This window comes from uncultured Nitrosomonas sp. (assembly GCF_902826915.1).
Lineage (GTDB): Bacteria > Pseudomonadota > Gammaproteobacteria > Burkholderiales > Nitrosomonadaceae > Nitrosomonas.
In genome coordinates this window covers 36,282-62,146 of the sequence record NZ_CADEGP010000007.1, presented here as the reverse complement: position 1 = coordinate 62,146, position 25,865 = coordinate 36,282, and the positions used below count along the sequence as shown (strand labels likewise).

General features: G+C 39.5%; 24 protein-coding genes and 1 pseudogene. 19 read left to right on the top strand and 6 right to left on the bottom strand.

Translation table 11 applies throughout. The features are described from left to right. The 5 genes and pseudogenes from QZV86_RS02360 to hypA all read right to left on the bottom strand — a co-directional run. A pseudogene (locus QZV86_RS02360) lies at nucleotides 1–211 on the bottom strand (hypothetical protein); the annotation flags it as partial. An 80-nt stretch (nucleotides 212–291) separates the two neighbouring features. Continuing rightward, a complete protein-coding gene (locus tag QZV86_RS02355) occupies nucleotides 292–1,146 on the bottom strand; it encodes an Hsp33 family molecular chaperone HslO (protein WP_295623674.1) in 855 nt (284 codons plus the stop codon). A 33-nt stretch (nucleotides 1,147–1,179) separates the two neighbouring features. Continuing rightward, complete coding sequence (locus tag QZV86_RS02350; protein WP_295623673.1) at nucleotides 1,180–2,301, bottom strand: carbamoyltransferase HypF; 1,122 nt, start codon at nucleotides 2,299–2,301, stop codon at nucleotides 1,180–1,182. Nucleotides 2,302–2,314: 13 nt separating this feature from the next. After that, nucleotides 2,315–3,208, bottom strand: coding sequence for a hydrogenase nickel incorporation protein HypB (hypB, locus tag QZV86_RS02345; protein WP_295623672.1), 894 nt, complete (start codon nucleotides 3,206–3,208; stop codon nucleotides 2,315–2,317). 10 nt (nucleotides 3,209–3,218) lie between these two features. Beyond that, entirely contained in the window at nucleotides 3,219–3,563 is a 345-nt protein-coding gene (hypA, locus tag QZV86_RS02340) for a hydrogenase maturation nickel metallochaperone HypA (protein ID WP_295623671.1), read from the bottom strand. Nucleotides 3,564–3,915: 352 nt separating this feature from the next. Between hypA and QZV86_RS02335 the strand changes: the two genes are divergently transcribed. From QZV86_RS02335 to rpmE, 5 genes are all read left to right on the top strand, one after another. Next, the gene (locus QZV86_RS02335; protein ID WP_295623670.1) at nucleotides 3,916–5,385 is read left to right on the top strand and encodes an ATP-binding protein; all 1,470 of its coding nucleotides are present in this window, start codon (nucleotides 3,916–3,918) and stop codon (nucleotides 5,383–5,385) included. 5 nt (nucleotides 5,386–5,390) lie between these two features. Then, the gene (locus tag QZV86_RS02330) at nucleotides 5,391–5,837 is read left to right on the top strand and encodes a response regulator (RefSeq protein ID WP_295623669.1); all 447 of its coding nucleotides are present in this window, start codon (nucleotides 5,391–5,393) and stop codon (nucleotides 5,835–5,837) included. Nucleotides 5,838–5,843: 6 nt separating this feature from the next. Beyond that, complete coding sequence (locus QZV86_RS02325; RefSeq protein ID WP_295623668.1) at nucleotides 5,844–7,298, top strand: response regulator; 1,455 nt, start codon at nucleotides 5,844–5,846, stop codon at nucleotides 7,296–7,298. Next, nucleotides 7,291–7,923, top strand: coding sequence for a response regulator transcription factor (locus QZV86_RS02320; protein ID WP_295623667.1), 633 nt, complete (start codon nucleotides 7,291–7,293; stop codon nucleotides 7,921–7,923). Before QZV86_RS02325 ends, QZV86_RS02320 begins: the two co-directional genes overlap by 8 nt. Before the next feature lie 347 nt (nucleotides 7,924–8,270). Beyond that, the gene (gene rpmE / locus QZV86_RS02315) at nucleotides 8,271–8,483 is read left to right on the top strand and encodes a 50S ribosomal protein L31 (RefSeq protein ID WP_295623666.1); all 213 of its coding nucleotides are present in this window, start codon (nucleotides 8,271–8,273) and stop codon (nucleotides 8,481–8,483) included. A gap of 87 nt (nucleotides 8,484–8,570) precedes the next feature. Here rpmE and QZV86_RS02310 read toward each other — a convergent pair whose 3' ends face one another. Beyond that, nucleotides 8,571–8,882 carry a cupin domain-containing protein gene (locus QZV86_RS02310; protein WP_295623665.1) on the bottom strand — a complete coding sequence of 104 codons (312 nt, stop codon included), beginning with the start codon at nucleotides 8,880–8,882 and terminating at the stop codon, nucleotides 8,571–8,573. A gap of 566 nt (nucleotides 8,883–9,448) precedes the next feature. Between QZV86_RS02310 and QZV86_RS02305 the strand changes: the two genes are divergently transcribed. The 14 genes from QZV86_RS02305 (at nucleotide 9,449) to QZV86_RS02240 (ending at nucleotide 25,830) form a co-directional block, all read left to right on the top strand. Further along, complete coding sequence (locus QZV86_RS02305) at nucleotides 9,449–10,459, top strand: EpsD family peptidyl-prolyl cis-trans isomerase (RefSeq protein ID WP_295623664.1); 1,011 nt, start codon at nucleotides 9,449–9,451, stop codon at nucleotides 10,457–10,459. Between the two features lie 63 nt (nucleotides 10,460–10,522). Beyond that, nucleotides 10,523–11,338 carry a polysaccharide export protein EpsE gene (gene epsE / locus QZV86_RS02300; protein ID WP_295623663.1) on the top strand — a complete coding sequence of 272 codons (816 nt, stop codon included), beginning with the start codon at nucleotides 10,523–10,525 and terminating at the stop codon, nucleotides 11,336–11,338. A 78-nt stretch (nucleotides 11,339–11,416) separates the two neighbouring features. Continuing rightward, complete coding sequence (gene epsF, locus QZV86_RS02295) at nucleotides 11,417–12,781, top strand: chain length determinant protein EpsF (RefSeq protein WP_295623662.1); 1,365 nt, start codon at nucleotides 11,417–11,419, stop codon at nucleotides 12,779–12,781. A gap of 29 nt (nucleotides 12,782–12,810) precedes the next feature. Continuing rightward, on the top strand, nucleotides 12,811–13,716 hold the full coding sequence (gene epsG, locus QZV86_RS02290; protein WP_295623661.1) for a chain length determinant protein tyrosine kinase EpsG: 906 nt from the start codon (nucleotides 12,811–12,813) through the stop codon (nucleotides 13,714–13,716). Between the two features lie 15 nt (nucleotides 13,717–13,731). Beyond that, nucleotides 13,732–14,622, top strand: a complete 891-nt coding sequence (gene xrtB, locus QZV86_RS02285; protein WP_295623660.1) for an exosortase B — start codon at nucleotides 13,732–13,734, stop codon at nucleotides 14,620–14,622. Nucleotides 14,623–14,737: 115 nt separating this feature from the next. Beyond that, a complete protein-coding gene (epsI, locus tag QZV86_RS02280; protein WP_295623659.1) occupies nucleotides 14,738–15,424 on the top strand; it encodes an exosortase-associated protein EpsI, B-type in 687 nt (228 codons plus the stop codon). A gap of 184 nt (nucleotides 15,425–15,608) precedes the next feature. After that, on the top strand, nucleotides 15,609–17,114 hold the full coding sequence (locus QZV86_RS02275; protein ID WP_295623658.1) for a hypothetical protein: 1,506 nt from the start codon (nucleotides 15,609–15,611) through the stop codon (nucleotides 17,112–17,114). A 221-nt stretch (nucleotides 17,115–17,335) separates the two neighbouring features. Continuing rightward, the gene (locus tag QZV86_RS02270) at nucleotides 17,336–18,055 is read left to right on the top strand and encodes a sulfotransferase family 2 domain-containing protein (RefSeq protein ID WP_295623657.1); all 720 of its coding nucleotides are present in this window, start codon (nucleotides 17,336–17,338) and stop codon (nucleotides 18,053–18,055) included. 42 nt (nucleotides 18,056–18,097) lie between these two features. After that, the gene (locus QZV86_RS02265; protein WP_295623656.1) at nucleotides 18,098–18,961 is read left to right on the top strand and encodes a sulfotransferase; all 864 of its coding nucleotides are present in this window, start codon (nucleotides 18,098–18,100) and stop codon (nucleotides 18,959–18,961) included. A 215-nt stretch (nucleotides 18,962–19,176) separates the two neighbouring features. Then, the gene (locus tag QZV86_RS02260; protein ID WP_295623655.1) at nucleotides 19,177–20,367 is read left to right on the top strand and encodes a glycoside hydrolase; all 1,191 of its coding nucleotides are present in this window, start codon (nucleotides 19,177–19,179) and stop codon (nucleotides 20,365–20,367) included. Nucleotides 20,368–20,444: 77 nt separating this feature from the next. Beyond that, nucleotides 20,445–21,335 carry a sulfotransferase domain-containing protein gene (locus tag QZV86_RS02255; protein ID WP_295623654.1) on the top strand — a complete coding sequence of 297 codons (891 nt, stop codon included), beginning with the start codon at nucleotides 20,445–20,447 and terminating at the stop codon, nucleotides 21,333–21,335. Between the two features lie 526 nt (nucleotides 21,336–21,861). Then, entirely contained in the window at nucleotides 21,862–23,076 is a 1,215-nt protein-coding gene (locus QZV86_RS02250) for a glycosyltransferase (protein ID WP_295623653.1), read from the top strand. Further along, complete coding sequence (locus QZV86_RS02245; RefSeq protein WP_295623652.1) at nucleotides 23,073–24,596, top strand: oligosaccharide flippase family protein; 1,524 nt, start codon at nucleotides 23,073–23,075, stop codon at nucleotides 24,594–24,596. Before QZV86_RS02250 ends, QZV86_RS02245 begins: the two co-directional genes overlap by 4 nt. Nucleotides 24,597–24,735: 139 nt before the next feature. Beyond that, on the top strand, nucleotides 24,736–25,830 hold the full coding sequence (locus tag QZV86_RS02240; protein WP_295623651.1) for a glycosyltransferase: 1,095 nt from the start codon (nucleotides 24,736–24,738) through the stop codon (nucleotides 25,828–25,830). Nucleotides 25,831–25,865: the final 35 nt, after the last annotated feature.

Below are 25,865 nucleotides of genomic sequence, written 5' to 3'. Positions count from 1 at the left end.
GATCAAAAACAGCAGGTCGCTTGATTCTCATACACCAGATTTGACTATAGCTCCTACAGACCGGGCGAGTCCTTTGGACATGAAAGCCGCTTTCGGAAACATCAAATGACCGGCACATGAGCGCAATCGGATATTTTTGTCGCATCGATTCAATCAGACCGTATCTCACCGCCGAATAGATTAACTGAGCTTCGCGAAATACGTCGCACATGACGCTAACCGTGCAAAGTTCTTAGCACATATCACTTAACGAATTGTCGCGAATTTGCGAGGCCATCTCTGTATTGAGTTTCAGTGAATTGTTGGTCCTGCTTCTCGAAATATCGCATCAATAGCCAGTGCATCTAAGCGATATTCGCGATTGCAGATATCGTCGCTAACAATGACCTCGCCGAATTCTTTCAGAATCGAATCAACTTCTTCGCGCCCTAGTGAACGAAGCATGGCATAAATTTTTACGGGATCTTTTTGGCAACCGTTTTGGACGGACTGGGCATCAAAAATGCGGATGGTTTCTTCATAAAATAAACGTGTCAAGATTTCTTCTGCGGTTAAATTAAATAACTCGTGATCATGGATTGTATTTGCCAAAGATTCGGCACGCACCCAGCCATCAGGGTCTTGCAAATCAGCGTTCGGCAGTTTTTGCAGCAACAAGCCAAAAATAGCATTGTTAGCAGTGGCTAGAAATAAGCGCGATGGCAATTGATCGGACTGCCTGAAGTAATGTTCAAAAATTTCAGCAACAGTTTTACCATCAAGTGGAACGATGCTTTGATAAGATTCGCGCATTGATGGCATGTCGAGCGTAAGGAGTAAGTGGCCATGGCCAAGTAAGTCGGGAACTGATTGTACTTCAGTGGTTTGTTCGCATTTTGCCATGCCACGCAGGTGTAGGCTTTCAGTGCAATCCAGCATCAGCATTGAGACGGGTCCGCTACCTGTTAATTGAATGGTCAAACGCCCAGTTTGTTTAAGATTTTCACCCAGCAACAAGGTAACTGCACTCATTTCACCTAACAGCTGTGTGACCGGTTGAGGATAGTTGCGTCCGGATAATATTTCCTGCCAGACGGAATCGAGATGCACGACCGCGCCGCGTATATTCAAATTTTCCAACAGGAAGCGTTGTACATAATTGCTCATTATTAAACCTTTAATTGTAAGAGTTGATCCATATTATGAACGGATATTTTGCAATGCTACCCAAGCTTGACCGAGAGCAATAGCGCTATCGTCAGGTGGTAATTGTTGTGAAAAAAATAAATTAAAGTCAGGTGTGGTCAATTGCTTGACTAAACCATGCCGCAGCACCGCATTGTGAAAACAACCGCCACCGAATGCCAGATTGGAAACTTGATGTTTTTCTGCGGTTATTTTAATCCAAGTTGCTAGCCCTTCAATTAACGTGGCGTGAAATAGAGCGGCAGCGTATGGAAGGTTTTGTTTTAAATCATGGTTATCGATTAAAATCCATAATAACGGAGAAAAATCCAAGTTATTTTTTTCTGTGATTCGGAAACCATTAGTCATGGCAAGTGCCGATCCATGTTGTGCAGCCAATCGTTCTAATTGAAGCGCTGCTTGTGCCTCATAGGATTGAGTGAAAGAGACACCGAGAAGGCCTGCTGCAGCGTCGAATAGCCTTCCCATGCTAGAAGTCTGTGGGCAATTCAAGCTTTTGGTCAGCATGTTGGTTACAATTGTGGCAGCGGGTTGATCAGCAAAACGTTGCGTAATCTCTTCGCTACGATTTAAATGAGCTAGCGCAGCTGCAGCCATACGCCAAGGCTCTTGTGCTGCTAGATCCCCTCCTGGCAGAGCTAATGTTGTTAGATGGCCCAGCCGTTCGAATCGGGCGCCGTCCACCATTAACAACTCGCCACCCCAAGGGGTGTTATCAATTCCTAATCCTACACCATCCAACGCTAGAGCCATTACCGGTTGAGTAAGTCGATGCTCAGCACAGATAGCGCCAATATGAGCGTGATGATGTTGTACGGCAAGTAGTGGGAGTTGCTGTTGCTCAGCAAAAGCTTGAGCAAAATGAGTGCTGTAAAAGTCTGGGTGTAAATCGTGCGCAACCAGTTCAGGTTGAATCGAATAGTTTTTACACATGCGGTACACGGTTTGATCTAATAGTTGTCGGGTATTCGCTGTTGCTAAATCTCCGATAAGCGGTGAGATATATGCAATGTTTTCTTGCGTCAGACAAACGGTATTCTTTAACCAGGCTCCACAAGCCAGAATAGCGGGCCCACTGATTGCTAACGGAATAATAATGTCTATTTGGTTAAACAAGTGTCGAATTGGTTTATGTTTTGTATTGGACTGTGGAAGGAAGTGCAAGACGGTTAGCTTCAATCCAATCAATCCAGACTTGCATGCCACTGCCCTGCATAGCTGAGATTTGAATCACTGGTAAACCGGGATGAATGTGGTGCGCATATTCAATTGCCAAATCGACATCAAAAGATAAGTATGGTAATAAATCGCATTTATTCAACAGCATTAGATCAGCCGCATGAAACATATCAGGATACTTAAGTGGTTTGTCTTCACCTTCGGTAACCGACAATATAACTATTTTATATGCTTCACCCAGATCAAAGTTGGATGGACACACTAGATTACCTACGTTTTCAATAAACAAAAGACTGTTTTGTTGTGGCGATATTTGCTGCATTGCTTGTTGCACCATAAATGCATCCAGGTGACAACCTTTACCCGTATTAATTTGTGTTGCTGAAATACCCGTTTCACGAATACGTGCGGCATCATGATCGGTTTGTTGGTCGCCTTCGATTACAGTGATCGGTAATTTATTACGAAGTATTTGAATAGTATTGACTAAGAGGGTAGTTTTACCTGAACCAGGACTGGAGAGCAAGTTAAGTGCGAGGATGTTTTGCTTGGATAGAAAACGGCGATTCTCATTGGCGTATTGGTTGTTTCTTTCCAGAATGTCGCGTTCTATTTTGATCATTCTAGCCTGACTCATGCCGGGTGCGTGTGCAGTGGTGATACCTGCTCCGGAAGCAAGCGTTTCTGAGGCGCAGTTGTTTTTAATCGGCAATGATGGAGTGTGATCGCGAGTATTAGAATGTCTCAGTGGACGAAACTGAATTGGCTTCTCAAGATGAAGTGATTGAATCGTTTTTCCATTAATGCGTGTTTGTCCGGTGCTGCATCCACAAGTCGTACACATTTGATCCTCTTTATTCAGCCTCTAATTCTTTGATTTTCATTTCGCGCCCTTGAGTGACTTTCAATGTATTATAACTGCCACAATGTGAACAGGCCTCATAATAGCTCGCAATCAAGCTGCTGCGACTGCATTGTGTGCATACTGCCTGCCCAGCAATTTCTATGATTTCTAACTTGGCTTGCCGAGCGATGCTGTCTTGTGTTATCACATCAAAATAAAATCGTAATGACCCTTGCTCAACGCAAGCCAATTTACCAATCTCTAACCATACAGTTTTAACCTTTGTAAGTTGATGCTCGGTCGCGGTTTCCTCGATAATCTGTAATAAATTTTCAGCGAGCGAAAGTTCATGCATGCCATATTTTACTGGATTATTAAAAAATCATTGTAATAAGTAATCATGGTATCGCTAAAATGTGTTCATCAGATGTTAGCAAGTATTTGGCTGTCAGCGCCAGTTCACTTCATAGCTTGATTCATTTCTAACAGTCCTCTATAGTTCTGAAAATATATCAAATGTCAGATAATATTCAAAACCTTACAAATTGCATAAAGAATCTGGCAGGATTAAAAAATATCCCTAATGAATTTAGTTGATCCGATAAATAATAGGTTGCGCGGCATTGAAATTAAATTGATTTCAACAGTTGTGATTTATAGCGCTCAATCAGTTCATAACACATTATTTTGGTTTAGATTTGCAAGATATGGCTGAAACAGAATCTCAATTGAAATGGATTAAATTGGCTTGCTTGTATGAAAGCTCACATGACATGTTGAGAATTCACTTTATTGACGAATTGTGCCAGAAGTTGATAGAAAATATAAAAATGATAGGGTATTCACCCAGCCAAATTTTTCCCTTTATCGACATTGATGATGAAAGCTACGGAGAGAGCCGTGTCTTACACACACTGGATCATAAATTTTCTATTTCCATAATGACGAATGGCAGAATTTGTGGGCAGATAGGAATATATTCTAAAGATATTGATGTTATATCTGTGTTTGAAAATGAAAATAAAATCTTTCTACAGAGCATAGCCGATGATCTGGGTTTATGGTTGGAGCGAAATCGACTTTTGGATAGAAAAACAGTATTGCTAGATTCAGCTAACGTTATTGAAAGCGCATTTAATGAGCATGCGATCATGGCAATCACAGACAATTTAGGAAAAATTAGTTATGTCAATGAAAGATTTTGCACTGTTTCTGGGTATTCTTTCGATGAATTAATTGGGCAAGATCATCGAATTGTTAATTCCGATTATCACTCCAAAGACTTCTTTCTTGACTTATGGAGCGCTATTACGAAAGGAGAAGTATGGAAAGGGGAAATTAAGAATCGTGCTAAGAATGGAACATTTTATTGGGTTGCTATGACAATTGTGCCTTTTCTTGATGATGTCGGATTGCCGTACCAATTCGTTGCGATACTGAACGAAGTGACGGGATACAAGCTGCTGGAGCAAAGAATGGAAAAACAAGTTGCAGAATTAGCACGGTCAAACGATGAGCTGGAACAATTTGCGTATGTTGTTACTCATGATCTACAAGAACCGCTCAGGGCTATTAACAGCTTTGTTCAATTGCTCAATAAATACTGTCATACGCAATTGGATCAACGTGCGAATAATTTGATTTCACATGCGGTGGCCGGCACCCATCGTATGCAACAGCTTATTGATGACTTGTTAACCTATGCACAGGTGGACGCTAGTCAAGAATTTGTGAAAATAGACTGTGAGCAACTGCTCAAAGAAGTAGAAGCAGATTTATTAGTTACCATTAGCGAATGTAACGCGATCATTACGCATGATCAGCTTCCAGTTGTTAGAGGAATTCGTTTTCAGTTTATTCAGTTAATTTCTAATCTAATCAATAATGCACTTAAATTTCGAAGAGCTCATGAACCTAAAATCCATATTGGTGTAAAAGAAAAATCAGATGAATGGATTTTTTTAGTATCGGATAATGGAATTGGCATAGAGAAACAATATCGAGAGCGGATTTTTCGAGTATTCCAGCAATTACATAGTCGCAAAGACTATGCAGGTACGGGGATTGGTTTGGCAATATGTAAGAAAGTAGTGGAACACCATGGAGGAAGGATATGGGTCAATTCAAAACTTAATGCAGGCTCATCATTTTATTTCACAATCCCCAAAATAAAATAAATACAATGCATCTTAAAAATAGTACTGAGCCCAATGTCATTTTGATGATTGATGATAATCCTACCGATGTTTTGTTGATTAAAGAAGCTTTTGCTTTATGTGGTGAGAACTATGAGGTGTATGTAGCTGAAGATGGTGCGTATGCATTAGAGTTTCTAAGCCAACAAGATCAATATTGTCATGTGCCTCATCCAGATATCATTTTGCTGGATTTAAATATGCCGAGAAAAAGCGGATTGGAAGTATTAAAAGAACTGAAAGATGATCCTGATTTGAAAAGCATACCTGTCATTATTTATACTTCATCTAAAACTAAAGCAGATGTGAGATCTGCATATCTGAGCCATGCAAATGGTTATATTAAAAAATCGATTGATTTTGATGATTGTATAAAAATAGCAAATTCGATCAATGATTATTGGTTCTCTACTTCAACGCTCTATGAGCCTTGATGTGTGATGATCGTACCTAAGATTCATATTTTATTAATTGAAGATAATGAGACTGATGCGATACTGGTGCAGAGTGATCTACAGTATGCAATGGGTGATCAGGTGACGGTGACTCATGTAGAGCGGTTAAGTTCTGCATTAGAGCTAATTCACAAAGAATCTTTTGATTTAATATTATCAGACCTCACTTTGCCCGATAGTGATGGAATTACAACCATAAATGAATTGCGAAAACATGCGGCAAGTATACCGATTGCCGTTTTATCTTTTAGGGATGATGAAAAGCTTGCAATCAAAGCGATAAAAGCCGGCGCACAAGACTATCTCGTGAAAGGCAGTCTTACTGAAGGTGTGCTTGCACGGGTGATTCGCTATTCAATTGAAAGACAGCGGATTGAGGAAAGTAATAGGAAGGCACAGAATCGGTTTCAGACAATTTTTGAAAAAGCCCCTTTAGGTATTGCATTAGTTAATTTGAAAACCGGAAAATACTACGATGTGAATCCGAAATATGCATCCATTGTTGGTAGGCATGTGGAGGAGCTTATTAATATTAGTCATGCGGATATTATTCATCCAGATGATTTGCAGTCTTATTATTATGATATTGAACTATTTCTAGTCAATGATCTAGCTAGTTGTAAGATAAAAAAAAGAATTCTTCGTCAGGATGCGTCAGTTATCTGGATTGAAATTTCTATTGTGCAGTTTGAAGTCATGGCGAGTGATGAAATATGTTATTTATGTATGATAGAAGATGTTACTGAACATAAACAGATGGTTGAAAATCTACGTCGATTGGCCGCGCATATGCAAGATGTGCGAGAAGAGGAAAGAACTAGGATTGGCCGCGAAATACATGATGTTCTTGGCGGAACTTTGGCAGTTCTGAGAATGGATTTGGATTGGCTTTCTAAAAAAATAATTGCAGAACCCATACGCGAACGAATCAAATTGTTATATCAATTAACGGGTGAAGCCATCGATACTGCGCGTCGGGTTTCGGTAAATTTACGCCCTAATGTATTGGATAATTTAGGGTTGTTGGGTGCCATCGAATGGCTGGTGCGTGAATTGGAACAGCGGACAAATATTGTTTGTACACTGGAATCTGCAATATCTGATTTATCTTGTCATAATAAAAACTACGAAACCAATATTTTTAGAATTATCCAGGAAGTACTTATCAACATTGCTCGGCATTCACATGCAAATAAAGTTGATGTAGAGCTTCTAGAAGACGAAGATGATGTTGTTATTACGATTAGAGATAATGGTGTTGGTATTACAGAATCACAGATTTTAAATCCTCAGTCATTTGGAATTATCGGCATGGATGAAAGAACACAACAACTTGGCGGTAAATTTGAAATATCAGGCACACCGTTACAGGGCAGTGTTGTAATACTTAGAATACCATTAACCTTGACCGCATTTGCAGGAGAATTAACAGATGATTAGGGTACTGATTGCAGATGATCACACATTATTTCGTGATGGGCTTAAACGAATTTTCAGTGAAACAGATGATATTGAAGTTGTTGCAGAAGCGATTGATGGGAAAGATATTATAAAAAAGACCAAGGAATGCGATTGGGATATTATCTTGCTAGACATTAACCTTCCGGACATGAATGGATTAGAAGTTCTGAAACGAATTTTATCTGCAAATCCATCTTCATGTGTGCTGGTGTTAAGCATGTATCCTGAAGATGAATACGCGATCCGAGCGATTCGTTCTGGAGCATCTGGATATATAACAAAGGATAGTCCAACCGATCAGCTCATTAATGTGGTGCGCCGTCTCTCCAAGGGAGGAAAATATGTTAATCCCGAGCTCGCAGAGAAACTCCTGTTTAATCCGATTGTGGGTTCAGAGAAATTGACACATACCGCATTTTCAGACCGGGAATTCCATGTTTTTAAACTTATCGTCTCTGGAGAACCTTTAATTTCCATAGGCAAGAAACTGTCCCTCAGTGTCAAAACCGTTAGTACTTATCGCTCACGCATTTTGGAAAAAATGCGTATGAAAAATAATGCGCAATTGATTCGATATGCGATTCAGCACAAACTACTTGAGTAAGAGAGTGCAAATTTAATTTTCTAATTATGAAAAAATAGCTTAATATTAGTCGCCTGCGGTCGTTTTTTCGCTAAAAAGTGAGACAACAATGGGTTGTGCGATGCGAGCATTATGCTGCTTTTGGCAATAGATGTATCCTATCGTCGTGAATGTTCAGAGCCTATTGAGTTGTATAGGGGAATACTGCGCGGGTTCAGTTTTGTGTTTTGTAATCGTGCTGAGTATCATGTCAAGGTATTTGTTCTATCATAGATAGGAAAAGACTGATAGTTGCGCCGATACAAACATTAAAGGATAATACGCGGCTTTTAGTTTCCCTTTGGGATTGAATATTAAGGATATTGGCAATGAAAGCAGAGATTCATCCAGATTATCATGAAATAACTGTAACTTGCAGCTGTGGTAGTGTGTTTAATACGCGCTCGACTATGAATAAACCTTTAAATATTGAGGTGTGTTCACTTTGTCATCCGTTTTATACGGGTAAGCAGAAAATTGTCGATACTGCGGGTAGAGTTGAGAAGTTTCGTCAAAAATACAATAAACAACCATCCAAATAATTTTTAGTACTTTGCTATCGATTCACTATTAACTTCAGGTGTATGACTGGAGGTTTTATGATAACCAGATTCGATGTGAATATGTTATCAGTAATGAATAGCAAGCCAGATAGTTTCGTTTTCTGGGTCCGTCCATGAGACTCTGTGCTTTTTATGCGAAGGAATATTAATGAAATCTCCTTCTTTAAGTGGCACAGAAGTCTGATCCTCAAAAGTAAGTACAGCTTCTCCTTTGAGAACCATCACCCATTCATTTTCTTTCTGATCATGCCAAGAAGACGATTGTTGGCCTTTCGAAATAATTCTTTCAATTGTTAGCGTATCATTTTTGATTAAAATATCGAAAATTTCACGTTCCAAATTTTTAGGAATTCCTGAGAAAATATTTTGCAATTTCATTTTCGTTTGATAAGTAAAGCTGCTCAATAAATCACAATGGTCAGTGTTAAGGGTCCTTTCGCTCGACTACTTCTCTCATATCCCAGAGAAAAAACATAATTCGCGTACTTTTTAGCTCATCGATCCTCTGGCCATTACTTCACATCCCAAATTATGGAGAATAAAATAAGGTGTAATAGTTAGGGTATTTATTACTTTAATATTTCTTAGAAGTCTCAGAATAGAGTTATACACTAACTCGAGATGAAATTTGATGTAAGATGATGTTAGTAAATCAGGATTAATCTCTGTGGATTCAAACTTACATTTCTTGATGTGAGTGATTAGAAATAAAAGCGTAGCTAATGTTATGCCACTTACAGTTGTATAGATTATTTAAATTTACGATTTTTGATTTCTCTTTGAATATATTAATATATATCTTATTCGTAATAAGCATTAAAGTTTTAAATTGAATTGTCGTAGCTAGCGTGAAATAATTCTTGGCTTTCTTTGTGTGTAAGTATTTGATTATTTTTATATTTCTTCCATGAAATGTTTGTCATGTTAAGCATATATGGAGCAGTTTGATTGAAATTGTCATTATAAATAATAAAGGGGAAAATACTATGGCAGTAGCACATATAAGGATGATTTCGATAATAGGGGTGGCGCTTATTACCGTTTTCGCTCTTACTGCTTGCGATAAAGAGCCTAAAGCAAAAAAATCTGGGCAATCAATAGTTAGTGTTAATGGTTCCGAGATTACAATGCTTCAACTTAACGATGAAATAAGGCGAAGTAGTATCCGCGCTGATCAGTATGAAGCCGCTAGCGAGAAATTATTGGAATCACTGATTGCTCGTCAGTTGATCGTAGATGAAGCCATAAGAAATAAACTTGATCGTTCACCTGAAGTGATGCAGGCACGTGAACGTGCAAATGCTCAAGTAATTGCACAAGCATATTTACAAGGAATTATTAGCAAGATTGCAAAACCATCTAAAGCTGAGATCGAGGATTATTATCGGAAAAACCCAGAGTTGTTTGCACAGCGAAAACAGTTTGATTTAACTACAGTGCGAGTAGCAACTAAGGATGTTAGTGAAGAACTAAAGAAAATGATAGATGGAGCAAAGTCTGTAGACGAAGTAGTAAATTGGCTTGATAAAAATAAAATCCAATATTTTCGCAGCTTGGCAACACGAAGTAGTGCTGATCTTCCGCTGCAGTTAGTATCAATGTTACGTGAGAAAAGCAAAGACACTATTTTTATTATTAATGAACAAGGAAAAAGTGTGTTGATTTCAGTCAATGCGATTAAAGATAATTCAGTTTCAGAAACTGCTGCGGCACCACAGATTGAAAGATTCTTGATCAATCAAAAACATAAAGAAGAAACAGACGCTGAAATTGCGCGTTTACGCGCTTCGGCAAAGATCGAATATCTAAATGCGAAAGAAGCACCAGAACCTAATATAGAGAAATCAGGTGATCAGTTACCCATAATTTCTCTTGAAACTTTGGATAGCAACGACAATCCATCTGGAGCAGTTTCTGAAGGAGCAATTGAACGTGGTATTTCAGGGTTAAAATAAGCATATTTATGCTGAAGGTATATTTAATCTATTTGACATAGAATAAATTAAGGATATAGATAAATGGAAAATATTATGAAGAAAGGGCAGTTATTGATTATGGTTTTGGCACTACTTTCGATGATTGGTGTCGCTAATGCAGCTGCCGGAGAGAAAAAAGAAAGTACTTTGGGGCCAGGGGACACATTAAAAATATTTGTATTTGGTCAACCGGACATGACAACTGAAGTAAAAGTAAGTGAGGCTGGAAATATAACTTTTCCATTGCTGGGCGAAATATTTATTGATGGACTAACACCTTCTGAAGCGGAAAGGAAGATAGTTAATCTGCTAGAGAGTAAAGATATTTTACGTAAACCACAAGTAAATATCATTACCGCTTCGTTACAAAGTCAAATGGTATCTGTGCTTGGTTATGTGCGTAACCAGGGGCGATATCCAATCGAAGGTAAACGCAGATTGACCGAAATTCTGGCTATGGCGGGAGGGATTGTTCCTGATGGGGCCGATCAGATTACTCTGATTCGTTCGAATGGTAACCAATATGTTAAAGAAGTAATTGATGTTTTGGAGATGATTCGTTCTGGTAATTTGGCTCGTGATTTGAACATAAGAAGTGATGATCTAGTCTATGTTGAAAGAGCTTCTCGTTTTTATATCTATGGTGAAGTACAACGTGCTGGAGTATATAAGCTTGAGCGCAACATGACGGTTATGCAGGCGTTGTCGGTGGGCGGTGGATTAACTACTCGAGGTACCGAACGTGGTTTACGGATTCAGCGCCGCGACGGAGCGGGAAATCTACAGATTTTACCTCTCAAATCGAGTGATTTAGTGGAGCCTGACGATGTAATTTATATCAAAGAAAGTCTGTTCTGATATCTGATCTAGAGTTTCTCGATTTAACCTATGAAGTAAATAGTGTAACTTAATGGGGTTCAAAATAGGATTATACGCATGGATTTTTCTCGATTTTTTCTTATTATATTAGCACGCCATAAACTGATACTCTTGACACTTGTTGTGACGATGTCAACTACTTTATTGGTTAGCTTGTTAATGTCAAAGAGCTACAAGTCAACAGCTGTAATGGTGCTTGCCCATAAAGGTGCAGATCCTGTGACAGGATTGATAATGTCACCTCAGCAAATCACAGGTTACATGGCTACGCAATTGGACATTATAAAAAGCTCTAGAACTGCATTGATGGTGGTTGATCAACTGCGACTTGATCAAAATGAAGCTGTTGTAAGCCAGCATAAACAAAGTAATTCTTCTCTGGGAATGCGTGAATGGTTGGCTGCTTTACTACTTAAAAATCTGGAAATTGAAACTTCGCGTGATAGTAGTGTGATTCGTATTAGTTTTAAAGGAGCAGACCCTGCTTTTACTTCCGTTATTGCCAATGCTTTTGCAAATGCATATCAAGAAATAAGTATACGCCTCACCGTTGAACCTTCGCAAAAAGCAGCATCTTTTTTTACTGATCATTTGAATGTGTTACGTGACAGATTGGAAATTGCACAAAAGAAGCTATCTCAATATCAACATTCAGAAGGAATTGTTGATGCGGATTATCGACTTGATATTGAAACAAAGCGCTTGAATGATCTTGCCAGTCAATTGGTGGCGGCGCAAGCGGATCTGATTGGCGCGGATTCAAAGTTAGACGGCACTAACCGGGAAAGCGGAGGACTTGGTATTACTAGAAATGCGGTCATTAACAATCTTAAAATAAATTTATCGCAAGCCGAATCAAGGTTCTCTGATATTTCTCAAAAATTGGGAAAAAATCATCCCAGTTACATTGGAGCAAAAGCAGAAGTTGACAAACTTAGATCTGAGCTTAGTAGGCACATAAATTTTACTGATAGAAGCGCTGTTAATCAGGAGGCCGAGATTAGCAAGGCTCTTGAAGAGCAGAAAACAAAAATACTAACATTGAATCGTTCGAGAGATGAGCTTCAAATTCTTGAAAGAGATGTGGAAGGTGCGCAGCAAGCATATAACAGTGCAATGCAACGTTTAAATCAAACGACTCTTGAGGGACAATCTAACTTATCAAGTGTTTCTATACTTGATACAGCAAAAATTCCGGATAAGCCAGATAGCCCTAAGCTACTACTCAATTTAGTTCTTTCAGCATTTTTGGGAACTTTGTTAGGGGTAGGGGCTGGATTACTTGCAGAGATGATTGATCGTCGTGTGCGCTCAGCAGAGGATTTGATAGATGTGCTCCATGCTCCTGTGCTGGGCATTATAAAACGGGGCATTCCAAAACAAAGGCGCTTACAATTAGCATTGCCTCGATTGCTACGATGAAAGATTCAGAAAGTTTTAAAGGAAAGAAAATGAGCATTCCAGATTCTTTAGAAACAGAGAAGCTGAGCGGTTCCGGCTCTATGACTACAAACGCGGCTGCTGTACGTAAGTTTAGTATCGGGCACATTTTGTTGGATATGGGGAAAATTACGCCTGTTGAAGCTGAGCGTATATTACGATTGCAGAAAGAAAGTGGTTTGCGCTTTGGTGATGCGGCAATAAAGTTAGGCCTAATTACTGAAGCAGATATTCAGTTAGTATTGGCACAACAATTCGATTATCCGTATTTATTACCTGGACAAGGAAATCATCCGCCGGAATTGGTGGTTGCATATCAACCATTTGGCACTCAGGTTGAAGTTTTTCGCGCAGTAAGAAGTCAATTAATGCTACGTTGGTTTACTTCCGAGCGTAAAGCACTAGCAATAATTAGTTGTAACCCGAATGAAGGAGCAAGTCTTTTTACTGCGAATCTTGCCGTAGTGTTTTCTCAACTTGGTGAGCGGACATTGTTAGTCGATGCCAATTTGCGTTGCCCGCAGCAACATGAGATTTTTAATTTGAAAAATAAACAAGGCTTGTCTGATGTACTGGTTGCTCGCGCTAATGTGTCTGAGGTCATTGCCAAAATAGATTCATTTGTTGATCTCTCAGTGTTGCCTGCGGGCACGCTGCCACCAAATCCTTTGGAACTCCTTAATCGTTCTTCATTCGACGAAATGAATGATCAACTTGCGAGTCAGTACGATGTTATTCTTTATGATACTTTAGCATTTTCTAATGGAGTTGATGCGCTTGCGATTGCTGCTCGCACCGATGGCGCACTCATAGTTGCACACAAGAACAATACTCGCTTAACTGATATCAACGCTATGAGTGAACAACTAAAATATAGTGGTGCTGAGATTGTAGGCTCAGTACTAATTGATTTTTAGTAGATAAATTTAATCATGCCTTCATATCAATTAAGTAGCTCTAAACCAGAGATACTAAGCTGGTGGCCTATCATTTTAGGCTTATTGGCCTTATATATTCCTACTTTCTATGGCTTGGCAAATGGGATATGGACAAATGAAGAGCAGGCTCACGGGCCAATTATTTTGATACTTTCAATGTGGCTTATATTCCGAAAATGGAAAATAATGATTAAAGAAAGTGACGCCCAATCAACTTCAGCTTTCGGGTGGGTCATTCTTATTGTCGCTTTAACTTTTTACATTATTGGCGGTTCTCAGCAGATATTAATATTAGAGATTGGTTCTTTTATTCTGGTTCTAGCAGCGATATTACTTATTAAGCGTGGTTATATTGCGCTAAAAATCATGTGGTTCCCATTGTTTTTTTTGTTATTTATGATTCCGTTGCCAGGCGCAATAGTTAGTTTTTTTACTATGCCAATGAAGATGGCAGTTTCGTATGTGGCGGAGAATATTTTGTTTTGGGCAAATTATCCTATCGCGAGGAATGGTGTGATTTTGCAAATTGGTCAATATCAACTTCTTGTGGCTGATGCATGTGCGGGACTACAGACATTGCTAACTTTGGAGGCATTAGGTTTGTTTTATTTGAATCTTGTCAATCATACTTCAGTTTTTCGGAACGCGGCATTGGCTATTCTTATAATACCAATTTCTTTTACTGCTAACGTTATTCGCGTTATGGTACTTACTTTGATTACTTACCACTATGGTGACGCTGCGGGACAAGGGTTCCTTCATGGGTTTGCTGGCATGGTTTTATTTATTAGTGCATTAGTACTGATTCTTGGAGTAGACGGATTATTGCAGTATTTTTCGCGAGCACAGCCTGTCAATATTGTTAAACCAATAAATAATATCTAATTATTAAATGATTATATTTTTTCTAGTATCTTGTAGAGATGTGAATTAAAATATTTAAGAATTATTTTATAAAACAACATTTCTTTAGTGCCATCAGTAAAAAAGGAGAATGTTAATGAATAAATCTCTAATAATTAATATATTAATTGGAGTGTTGATGGTGTCATCAGGTGCTTTAACAATGGCCTTTACTCCCACCGAGAAAATTGCTGATCAACAGGAAAAGATCAATCTTGAAACGATGATTCCTGACGAGTTTGGAGATTGGCAAATCGACAGAACAATTGTTCCATTACAAGTAGACGCCGAAACTCAAGCTAATCTGGACAAAATTTATAACCAAACACTAGCCAGAACTTATGTCAATTCCCAAGGTGAGCGCATTATGCTTTCAGTGGCTTACGGGGGAGATCAGAGCGATAATCTATCGGTACATAAGCCTGAAGTATGTTACTACGCTCAGGGTTTCGAGATAAAGAAGGTTTTTCCTGGAGAGCTACTTACTCAATATGGAAAATTACCGATTAAGCGTTTATTAGCTACCAAAGGTAATCGAAATGAGCCAATTACATATTGGGTTACAGTTGGCAATAAAGCTGTTTTACCAGGATTTGATCAAAAATTGCAACAATTGCGTTATGGTTTGACAGGAAATATTCCAGACGGCATTTTGGTGAGAATTTCTTCTATAGATAATGATAATGATGCGGCTTATCAACTGCAAACTATCTTTATTCAAGATCTGCTTTTAGCTGTTAATGTTAATGAACGAGTAAGGTTAATAGGTACTTTTCAAGCATAGTAGTATATCTATGGATGCTAGTAGGGATAGTGGAGGCATGGGGGCGGCATTGGCTCATAAATCCATAATCTTTAAAATAGGAAATACAACAAGTCCAGCGTGTAAAAATAGTGGGCACATGAGTTTGGTCAAGCTTTCATGTATACAACAAAATTAAGTGAGATTTAAGTAGACCTTGTTTATTATGAAAGCAGAAATATCATCCAGATTTTTTAATAATAATCTAAATTCCAAGACGCTAACTTTTGTCTTCTTGCTATTTAGTGTACTGATTTTATCAATTCTTAGTGGCATACTTGCTGCATCTGGAAACTTAATTCTTCTGATTCCTCTGCTGGTTTTATTTGGTGTTTTTTTTATTCTTGCTGCACCAGTTGCTTGGACAGTTTGGATATTATTTTGGGGGGCATTTCTGGTCACTGGACCAAGCGCCTATTTTCTTCGTTTTTCACAGCTTCAATGGTTTACGGTTTTGGTAAGTGCAGCATTGTTATTACCAGTGTTGCTTCATTTGTTACGTGCTAGAACAGGTATAAAGCCAGTGTCATTCTCTGGTGATCTTTGGGGGCCCATTATTTTAGTTGTACTGGTGCTTTTTTCTACTGTGATTGATCAGCCTTACTTTTCTGAATTTATAAATGCATCACGGTATTATCTTCTCATGTGGCCATTAATGCTGGTTATCATGTTTGGCTTAACATCTGAGAAAATGATAATGCAATTGTGGAAGGCTCTCATGATTGTAGCCGTCCTACAGTTTCCGATGGCAATTTATCAATATTTTTTTGTAGTTCCAAGTAGTGCGCGATCGTCACCGTGGGATGCTGTGATAGGCACATTTCATGGTGTTATAGAGGGTGGAGGGGATAGTGCCGCAATGGCTATTATGTTGTTGATTGCTATGCTAACTGCGATTGCATTATGGCGTGAAGGAAAACTTACTGGTTTAAAGGTGGTTTTAGTTGTATTGTTTGGACTTCTTACGCTTGGTTTGGCGGAAGTTAAAGCAGCCGTCATACTACTTCCAGTTGTTATAGGCCTGTATTATCGTAAAGAGCTGCTGAAGCGACCTGTTGAGTTTATTGCTGTTATGATGGGCGCTGTTTTGTTAGTTGGAGTTTTATTTACATTTTATGAGAAACTTCACTATGGAGATGCCTCAACGCATACATTCAAGAAGAATCAAGTTACTTCAACTTATGATCGGGTGATGAGAGCCTTAGATCCTGAGACGGAGACATATGATGGTCGTGAATTGGGTCGTGTAAATCTTTTACTAAATTGGTGGAATATTAACGTCGGCAGTGGCGATTTGCAACACAGTTTATTCGGTTACGGTATGGGAGCAACTTATGAAAGTAGAATCGGAACAGGGGAATTAGTGGATCGTTTCCCTTATAAGATAAATACATCTTCATCCCTCATATTATTATGGGAGATAGGTATTTTGGGACATTTGGTTTTCTTCTTCATATTACTACTCGGAGCAAAAGCTTCGGAACGTGCCGCTGGTCATGATGTTATTCCAGAAATTCATCGTATTTTTTTGAGGATAGGCGCGGTAGGATTGTTCTTGTTAATTCTAACAATGCCTTATAAGAACTTTCATTTGTACTCGAACCCGATTCAGTTTCTTATGATGCTGATGTTAGGTCAGGCGGCATACTGGTCGAGATTTTTAAATAAATGAGGTGATTCTTGAGTTATGCAAGGAGACTGATAAAGATTTGCTCGCGAGATGCGATTACCTGACTCATTCAGCTTAATTTAAGCTATTAATGAATCAAATGAGAGTTTACTAAATGCTCGCGACATACAACAAGGGATTGTAAGTACCATATACTAAAGAAACATTATGATCAGTTATGTTTTTAAAAAGATATTTTTTATAACAATTTTCAAGGAAATCTGATGCAAGGATGGCTCAAAGAGGTTTATGGAAAAATAATCCCTTTCGGAGTGCGCCAAGATATCAAAGGATATACTCGCCGGAGACAATACAAAGCACTAAGACAACAGATCAATAGTGATGGCTATTCCTTAAAACCGTATGACGATTTGCAATGTATTTTTATACATATTCCCAAAACTGCCGGTATATCAGTTTGTCAAGCATTCTTCGGCTGTTTAGGTGGCGGACACCTTACAGCACGAACTTATCAAGTGATATTTGGAACTGAAAGTTATAAAAATTATTTTAAGTTTGCTTTTGTGCGTAATCCTTGGGATCGATTAGTGTCTGCTTATGTTTTTTTAAAGAAGGGAGGTTTAACTGAACAGGATAAAGCATGGGCACGTGAATATCTGGATAAATTTGATAGTTTCCAGAATTTCATTATGCATGGATTGACATCTTCTGACATTTACCGCGTTTTGCATTTTATTCCACAATGGGAATATGTAGTCGACAAGAATGGCAAAGTTGATGTAGATTTTATTGGCAGATTCGAAACCTTGGAGAGCGATTTTGAAATATTGGCCGAAAGACTGGGAGTGGCGACTAATTTATTAAAGATAAATCATAGCCTGAAAGGAGATTACCGTAGTTATTACAATGATGCTAGCGCTGAGGTCGTGGCTAAGTTATATTCGCGCGACATTGAGTTGTTTGGCTATTCATTTGGCCATTGATTGTCATATCGATGTCGTTTTATTTCCTAAAATAAATTAAATATGAAAATCAATTTTATAGGCGTTGGTGCGCAAAAGTGTGCATCTACATGGGTGCATCGTGTTCTATCAGATCACCCGGAAGTGGCGATATATCAAGGTAAGGAAAGCGATTTTTTTTCAACTTATTATGGTCGTGGCTATCAGTGGTACGAGAAACAAGTAGGGGGTGCCAGTGCGGTAAGTGCCAAAGGAGAGATTTCACCTTCGTACTTTGCTGACAGCGATACACCCAGTCGTGCTTTTCTATACAATTCAGAAATGCGGATCGTGCTATTGTTGCGAGACCCAATCGAACGTGCCTACTCCAACCATTTGCACGTGGTAAGACAAGGATATTTTTCCGGCCAGAAATTAAGTTTCGAAGATGGGTTAGCCAATAACCCAATGTATGTAGAACAGTCTCGCTACGCTAAGCACCTCGCTCGTTGGCTGGAAATCTTCCCAGAGAATCAAGTGTCAGTAATTTTTCAAGAAGATATTCGCGATAATCCTAAGATACAAGCACGTAATTTATATCGTTTCTTAGGCATTAATGAGGATCATCAGTCTTGGTTTTTAGAGAAAAAGGTGAATGAAAGTATTGTTGTTAAAAATGCTAAATTGGATCAGCTGCTCAAACAATTTGGAAAAATTGGTCGATATGTGGGTGGAAAGAGAATTGTCGAAGCAGTTAAGAATAATGATTTAGTCCGCAATTTACGTCGAAACCATAATCAAATTGAATTGCGACAAGTTGTTCCACCGATGCGCGAAGATACACGAAAACATTTGCAAGAAGAATTGGCTGATGATATGAACGAATTATTGCAGCAGCTTAATCTAAAGAAATTACCTTGGCAGAGTTGGGGGGCGTCGCAGGACTGATCAAGATCAATTACGTTAGATAAGCTGGTTTCGCTGAAGTCAAAAGATTCTGGTTAAATTATCGGCTACCATGGCGATGTCACTATTATGAATATTGTGAGAAAAATATGTGAGCGTATCAATTAGTTCTTTGTTGTATACCTCCTCACAAATTGTTATTCGCACTCCATAGCAAGTAACGTCGCTAAATTGGTTCAACTTTTAATTAAATTGAGATGAGATCTGTATATAAAAACTTTAAAATACTTATGAAAGCTATGAGTGCCATAAGCACATTAATAAAACCTAGCTTTCTAATTGCGGTTAGACAAAAGCAGCATTCCGCCGGACTTGTATTGCTTTTCACCATAAGCGCTTTCTTGTTTAGTCATAGCACAATAGCTAATCCAGTGAAATGGCATCCAGGACATTACTATACAATTTTAGGTCTAGGTAAAAATGACCCGAAATATATGACACAAGTATATAAGGAGCTCAAAGCAACGCCAGCATTGCGTGGGATACAAATTCGCTATTTCTGGGCGGAACTAGAAACTGCAAAAGGTGTGTATGACTTTGCATCGATTGATCAGCGGCTTGCTGAACTTGCTGCAATAGGAAAACGTCTTGTCATTCAGGTGCAAACAAAGTCATTTGTTCCAATAGGGAAGCCAACGGGGAAGCTTGTGCCAGATTATTTGAAGACAAGTGAATATGATGGCGGTGAGTTTGCTTATAGTAGCTACGGCAGCACGGCACCAAGAGGATACAATATTGCATTATGGAATTCGCAGGTGCATGATCGTTTGGTTGAATTATTTAGGGTGATGGGGGAGCGTTACAATTCTCATCCATACTTTGAGGGTATCGGCATGATAGAAACTGCGTATGGAGAACCGATCGTTTCCCAGCCCGCTCATCAGATGTCCAAATTCTATGAAAATTTGCTTAGCGTTCACCAGAAAATGCGATCTTATTTTCCAAATACTATGACGATCCAGGAAGTGAATTACCCCCACCCAATCCTAGAGTCATTTGTGAGGAGACTAAAAGAAATAGGAACGGCATTAAGTGGCCCGGATGTTTTTAAAGATGAGCCGGGGTTGAATCGTAATGCTGTGCGAGATGCACCAAGAGGCATTTATCATTTTTATCCCGAACTCTCAGGAATCATACCCTTAGCTCCTCAGGTGATGCACAAAAATTATATGAATACTCGTAATGATGGTGCAGGTAGTGTGCCAACTGTTCCAGAAATATTTGCTTTCGCACGAGATAATCTGAAATCCAATTATATTTTCTGGACACGCAATCCGAAATACTATTCCAAGGTGCTTGAACTACTAAATGGGCCTGATATAGCGAGAGACCCTTTTGGTGGTTTGAACTCGGTTTGCCCCAAGGTCTATACTTCTTGTGTTGATTAAAAATAAGACAGTTTTATTGTCTGTAGCGGAGTACTCTGATTAGAATAATTCTTTGGTATAACTTATAAATTAACTAAGTGAGAGTTATTAATATGTTACCTGACTTTGTGGTAATTGGCGCATTTAAAGCGGGATCAACTTCATTGCATCATTACTTTGGCCAGCACCCTAATGTTTTTATGACAAAAGTAAAAGAACCCAATTTTTTTGCTTTTGATCCAAATAATAAAGCACATTCTGAAATGAATCGCCAGCAGTTTATGGTATCCAATCTTGCCGGGTATGAGTCACTTTTTGAAGATGCTCGGGCTGATCAAATTAAAGGAGAAGTATCTCCTTATTATTTATACAGCTCTGTTGCTTTGCAAAGAATGAAAGAAGTAGTGCCGACTATTAAAATGATTGCGTGTTTACGAAATCCAGTTGGGCGAGCTTATTCGCATTATCTAATGCGACTTCGTTCGGGGAAGGAAACAAAATCACCTTCAGAAGCTTTTACTGAAGATGCTTTTTGGGTAAAAGCTAGCATGTATGCCGATGCAATTCAAAGCTATCGGCAGATGTTTAGTCATGATCAACTTAAGTTTGTGTTATTTGATGATCTTATCAATGACCCACGAACATTGATGTCTGAGTTGTTTGATTTTATCGGCGTCGATCCAACTTTTCAGGTAAATACTGAATATAGATTCAATCCCGGTGGCACCCCTAAGTTCCCATGGTTACATGATGGTTTGAGTGCATTGAAGCGTATACCTGGGTTACGTCGATATACTCCCCCTTTTATTAGAAACCATCTTGCGCGAATTAGAGATAAGAATCTTGCGCCTGCAGAAGTATTAGCGGTGGATGTGCAACAACAATGGCTAAGATATTATCAGGACGATATTTTACGTGTACAAGATATTTTGCAACTAGATCTATCGTGCTGGTTAAAAGTTAAAGCGCCTAGAAATCAGGCAATATAGCTGTTTGGCAAGATATTTATTTTGTGTGTTTCCTAAAGAGTATTATTTGTGTCGATACATGAATTAGTGGTTCTGTCCAAACTGAGTTAGAAAATTAATTTGGTTGTTGAGAATTAGTGTAACTAGGCTAGTTGTGTAAAATTAGATCGAAGTAAGCTAACAAATACCTGTCTTTTCTGCCTCAAACTTTCATTTAGAAGAGTAATAGGTTGGTGTAATATGGTAGTCTGAATTTACTGTGTTGATATGATTGAATATTTTGCGCCATTGGCGCTGTGTGTGTCAACTTAACCTGGCGTGTAGAATTTGTTTAAATTCAAATATATTTGGCCGAATGCTCTAATGTTTTAATAAGTCTAGTGAAGAGTGAATTCTAAGCAATAAATTAAGCCAGAAAACTTGCGTGCTCGGTAAATTAATTAATCGGAAAAGCATGGTAATTCTTTGCTTATAGAATAAAAATGAAGAATTAAGGATTGGAAATTAGTATGCTGAATTCTTGTAATCTGTTAATCGAAAAGATGTTATGAAGATGCTTTACATTGTAGAGGATCGCTTTCCTCCATTCCGTGCAGATGTGGTGGAATTGTTCGCTAAACAGATGCCAAGCCGCGGGCATCAAATTGATTGGTTGATACAAAGAGGGACGGATGCACTCAATCTGTCATCACCTACAGATTGGTTGGAAAATACTGTCTATCTCACTCCGCGGAGCAAACGGCAGGGATTGTTCGGTCGAATACTGAACAACTTGCTGGGTATGCAGGGTGATTTAATGATTTTGTTCCTCGCCTTCAAGAATCGGTATGATGTAATTCAAGTGCGCGATAAGTTTTTTGCCAGCTTGGTTGCTTGGTTGGCGGCCCGCTTGACGGGTGCCCGCTTTATTTACTGGATGTCGTATCCGTTCGCCGAATCTAAATTGTACCAAGCCCATAACAAGCTTGTGCCACATCATCGACTTGTTTGGTTCAAAGGTCAGATTATCCGTAATTTACTTTATAAGGTAATCCTGCCATTGGCAGATCACATTTTTGTGCAAAGTGACCGAATGAAAGATGATGTTGCACAAGAGGGTGTTTCTCCTGCTAAGATGACTGCCGTTCCTATGGGTATTCGCGTCGATCAAGTAGGTAAAACGGAAGATGCTAAAGCCCCAAATGTGCATTCACCCTTGTTATTGCACCTCGGAATCATTATGCAGCTGCGTCAATCAGAGATGCTGGTGCGTGTGCTGCAGCAAGTACGTTTGCGTTATCCTGACGCCCGTTTGCTATATGTGGGCGACGGTCAGTTGCCAAGCGATCGTCAAGCAGTAGAGAGGGAGGTATCTCGATTGAAATTGTCAGAAGCTGTAACAGTGACTGGTTTTATGCCTATGGAGAAAGCTTGGGAACTGGTTGCACAAGCTGATATTTGCTTTTCGCCTTTCTATCCTGTTCCTGTGTTACTTTCCACTTCGCCCACAAAGCTTATCGAATATATGGCCATGGCTAAATGCATAGTTGCTAATGAGCATCCTGAGCAATGTCAAGTGATGGAGTCGAGTGGAATTGGTCGTTGTGTGCCGTGGGGTGAGCAGTCCTTTGTCGATGAGGTTTGTAAGTTACTAGATGACCCTGAACGTGCACGGATGCTGGCATCAAAAGGACCAGACTGGGTGCGAGAGTATCGTACATATAATGTTATTGCCGATTTAGTAGAGTCACAATACAAGAAATTGCTTGGATCGACAGCATGAATAGTTCCGGTCTTTATTCCGGCAACCGTTTTCGTCAAGCTATACTGCATTATCTACTAGGGCGAACTGCACAAGCCATTGCCTCTTTCATTTTTATAATCTGGTTGGTTCGCTTATTATCCCCTGTTGATTACGGGGCTTACATGGTTTTGTGGGGCATGGTGGAAATGATGGCGCCGCTAAGCTCTTTAGGCATGCTTGAGGCAGTGCGACGATTTTTGCCAGAATTAGCATTACGAGGAGCACCCAGTGCATTAAAATGGTTTGTGCGTTGGATGACTTTAATTCGTTTTGCCATCATGGTAATTTGGGCCGCGCTAATAACTGCTTTCTGGCCAGATATTTCTGCATGGCTGGGTTTTAATGTGCCTCAGCAAGATGCAACTTTAGTTGCGGTGGGGTTGATCATTACCGTCATTGGTTTTCGCTACGCCACTGAAATGTTGGAATCTCTTTTAGAGCAAAGATGGGCTCAATTGATTCATTCATTAATGTCAATTGGGCGTTTGGCCGGTGTTGCAATTCTAGTATTTAATGAGAATTTGTCGCTCGCACAGTTGCTGTGGATGGATCTAATCGTTTCACTGGTTTGTTTGATATTAGCCGAATTTCTCTTAGTACGAAAACTGCGCAACATACAAAGTGCGGGGGATTTCCATGTAAACGCGCGTGAGGTATTTGATTTTGCATGGCACATGGCGGGCGTTAATCTTCTTCGGGCTGTTGCTAACCCTGGTGCACTACGTATTCTTGTAGCCAGAACCTTAGGGCTTGAGATCGCTGGGATGTTTGCTTTCTTGCAGCAATTGTTGCTAATTGCTGGGCGCTATCTTCCTGCCAAGTTGTTGGCAAACATTATTCGACCTATGCTGATATCTCGCTATGTAGCGGGAGAGGTTGACGTGGTTAAACAAGGAATGGCCTTATTGTGGAAGAGTAATTTTTTAATAATTGCTATTTGCATGGCAGCATTAAGTGTTGCAGGCAATGAACTAATCGCTTTGGCAAGTAGTGGACGTTTCATGGATGCTGGCATGGTTATGGTGATTATGTTGCTTGGTTTGGGAGCAACAAGTCAAGGTCAATTGGTTGTTATGATTATGCAGATTTTCCCGTATACGCGCCAATTAAAAAATCTCAGCATATTGTCTGTAGTAACACCAGTGGCGGTAATAATTGGCTCAAGTTGGGGACTGATGGGTGTGGTATGCGGAATCGTGCTAGGTGCGTGGCTAATGAATAGTCTGACTTTATTTTGGTTAAATTATCAGGCTGGTCGCATCCAATTTGACTGGTTTGGTACTATGCGCGGTCTTAGCATTGCTATATTTCTGGCTGCTATCGGTTGGGTAATTGAAGATAAATTGGGGGCGTGGTGGGCGCTTACATTTGTTTTAGTAGCTTATGTACCTGGTTTAATGTTGGTGAAACCATTAAACCAATTAGATATGGCGCTACTTAGCCGAGGATTACGTCACCGTGCTCGGCTATTTTTGCATTTTACTTCAAAAAGCACCTAACAATTGATCGATACCAGTATTTGTATCATGACAAGTCAATTGAGCGATAGTGTATGGAGCTAAAGGCTCTATTTGATCATTTTCTCTAATCCCTTTAATTGTTTCGGATATGTCTAAAAACTACGAGAATACAAAGATTATGCATGTTATTAATGGCGAGTTTTTCTCTGGTGCTGAGCGAGTGCAGGATATATTGGCAATGCGTCTACCGGATTATGGTTATGAGATGGGATTTGCTTGCATAAAGCCGGGAAAATTTTCTGCTTGCCGGAATTCTACTGTACCAATCTTTGAAACATTCATGAAATCGAAATTTGACTTGGCGCCGGCGTGGGAAGTTGCAAGGATCGTAAAGCAAAGTAATTATTCCTTGTTGCATACACACACTCCTCGTGCCGCACTGATTGGCCGCGTAGCAGCATGGCTATCTGGCGTGCCATTGGTGCATCATGTACATAGCCCCACGACACGAGATACCGAAAGTATATGGCGTAATCGCATGAATTCATTGATAGAACAACTGAGTTTGGTGGGGGTATCGCGATTGATTCCGGTATCAAAAAGTCTGGAATTCTATTTGAAGAAACAAGGTTGGCCAGAGAAACGGATTGCGATGGTTGCTAATGGAGTAGTCACACCCGATGCGCTACCTGTGCGAGACGCGCCTGGACCAGAATGGGTAATTGGTAGCGTGGCATTGTTTCGGCCGCGCAAAGGTACGGAAGTTCTAATACAGGCGTTAGCAAGCTTGCGTCAGGCAGGTCGTCCTATAAGATTGCGGGCAGTAGGTCCATTTGAGACTGTGGAATATGAGAAAACTATTAAAGAGATGGCTGATAGACTCGGAGTTGGGGATATGATTGATTGGATTGGATTCGCTCAGAATGTCAATGCCGAATTTACTAAAATGGATATTCTTGTTTTGCCGAGTCTTTTTGGGGAAGGTATGCCTATGGTAATTCTAGAAGCAATGGCAACAGGAGTGCCAGTAGTAGCATCCGATGTGGAAGGTATTCCTGAAGTATTAGAACATGGTAAATCCGGCTTGGTAGTGCCAGCTGGTGATGTAAAGCAACTGGCCGCTGTTATAGCTGAGTTAATAGATAATAAATATGACTGGCGTGCCATGCGAGAAGATGCTTATCAGTTACAGACAGCCAGCTTTTCTGATTACAGCATGGCTAAAGGTGTAGCGCGTGTTTATGACGCGATCCTGAATCCTGCACACCATTAAAGCATTGGGTACAAAACACTGCAATTCATAAGGAA

Excerpts from the sequence above, each read along its gene's own strand:
- QZV86_RS02355 (WP_295623674.1), bottom strand. The coding sequence starts at position 1,146 with ATGAGCAATTATGTACAACGCTTCCTGTTGGAAAATTTGAATATACGC.
- hypB (WP_295623672.1), bottom strand. The coding sequence starts at position 3,208 with ATGTGTACGACTTGTGGATGCAGCACCGGACAAACACGCATTAATGGA.
- hypA (WP_295623671.1), bottom strand. The coding sequence starts at position 3,563 with ATGCATGAACTTTCGCTCGCTGAAAATTTATTACAGATTATCGAGGAA.
- QZV86_RS02335 (WP_295623670.1), top strand. The coding sequence starts at position 3,916 with ATGGCTGAAACAGAATCTCAATTGAAATGGATTAAATTGGCTTGCTTG.
- QZV86_RS02330 (WP_295623669.1), top strand. The coding sequence starts at position 5,391 with ATGCATCTTAAAAATAGTACTGAGCCCAATGTCATTTTGATGATTGAT.
- QZV86_RS02325 (WP_295623668.1), top strand. The coding sequence starts at position 5,844 with ATGATCGTACCTAAGATTCATATTTTATTAATTGAAGATAATGAGACT.
- QZV86_RS02320 (WP_295623667.1), top strand. The coding sequence starts at position 7,291 with ATGATTAGGGTACTGATTGCAGATGATCACACATTATTTCGTGATGGG.
- rpmE (WP_295623666.1), top strand. The coding sequence starts at position 8,271 with ATGAAAGCAGAGATTCATCCAGATTATCATGAAATAACTGTAACTTGC.
- QZV86_RS02310 (WP_295623665.1), bottom strand. The coding sequence starts at position 8,882 with ATGAAATTGCAAAATATTTTCTCAGGAATTCCTAAAAATTTGGAACGT.
- epsE (WP_295623663.1), top strand. The coding sequence starts at position 10,523 with ATGGAAAATATTATGAAGAAAGGGCAGTTATTGATTATGGTTTTGGCA.
- epsF (WP_295623662.1), top strand. The coding sequence starts at position 11,417 with ATGGATTTTTCTCGATTTTTTCTTATTATATTAGCACGCCATAAACTG.
- epsG (WP_295623661.1), top strand. The coding sequence starts at position 12,811 with ATGAGCATTCCAGATTCTTTAGAAACAGAGAAGCTGAGCGGTTCCGGC.
- xrtB (WP_295623660.1), top strand. The coding sequence starts at position 13,732 with ATGCCTTCATATCAATTAAGTAGCTCTAAACCAGAGATACTAAGCTGG.
- epsI (WP_295623659.1), top strand. The coding sequence starts at position 14,738 with ATGAATAAATCTCTAATAATTAATATATTAATTGGAGTGTTGATGGTG.
- QZV86_RS02275 (WP_295623658.1), top strand. The coding sequence starts at position 15,609 with ATGAAAGCAGAAATATCATCCAGATTTTTTAATAATAATCTAAATTCC.
- QZV86_RS02270 (WP_295623657.1), top strand. The coding sequence starts at position 17,336 with ATGCAAGGATGGCTCAAAGAGGTTTATGGAAAAATAATCCCTTTCGGA.
- QZV86_RS02265 (WP_295623656.1), top strand. The coding sequence starts at position 18,098 with ATGAAAATCAATTTTATAGGCGTTGGTGCGCAAAAGTGTGCATCTACA.
- QZV86_RS02260 (WP_295623655.1), top strand. The coding sequence starts at position 19,177 with ATGAGATCTGTATATAAAAACTTTAAAATACTTATGAAAGCTATGAGT.
- QZV86_RS02250 (WP_295623653.1), top strand. The coding sequence starts at position 21,862 with ATGAAGATGCTTTACATTGTAGAGGATCGCTTTCCTCCATTCCGTGCA.
- QZV86_RS02245 (WP_295623652.1), top strand. The coding sequence starts at position 23,073 with ATGAATAGTTCCGGTCTTTATTCCGGCAACCGTTTTCGTCAAGCTATA.
- QZV86_RS02240 (WP_295623651.1), top strand. The coding sequence starts at position 24,736 with ATGCATGTTATTAATGGCGAGTTTTTCTCTGGTGCTGAGCGAGTGCAG.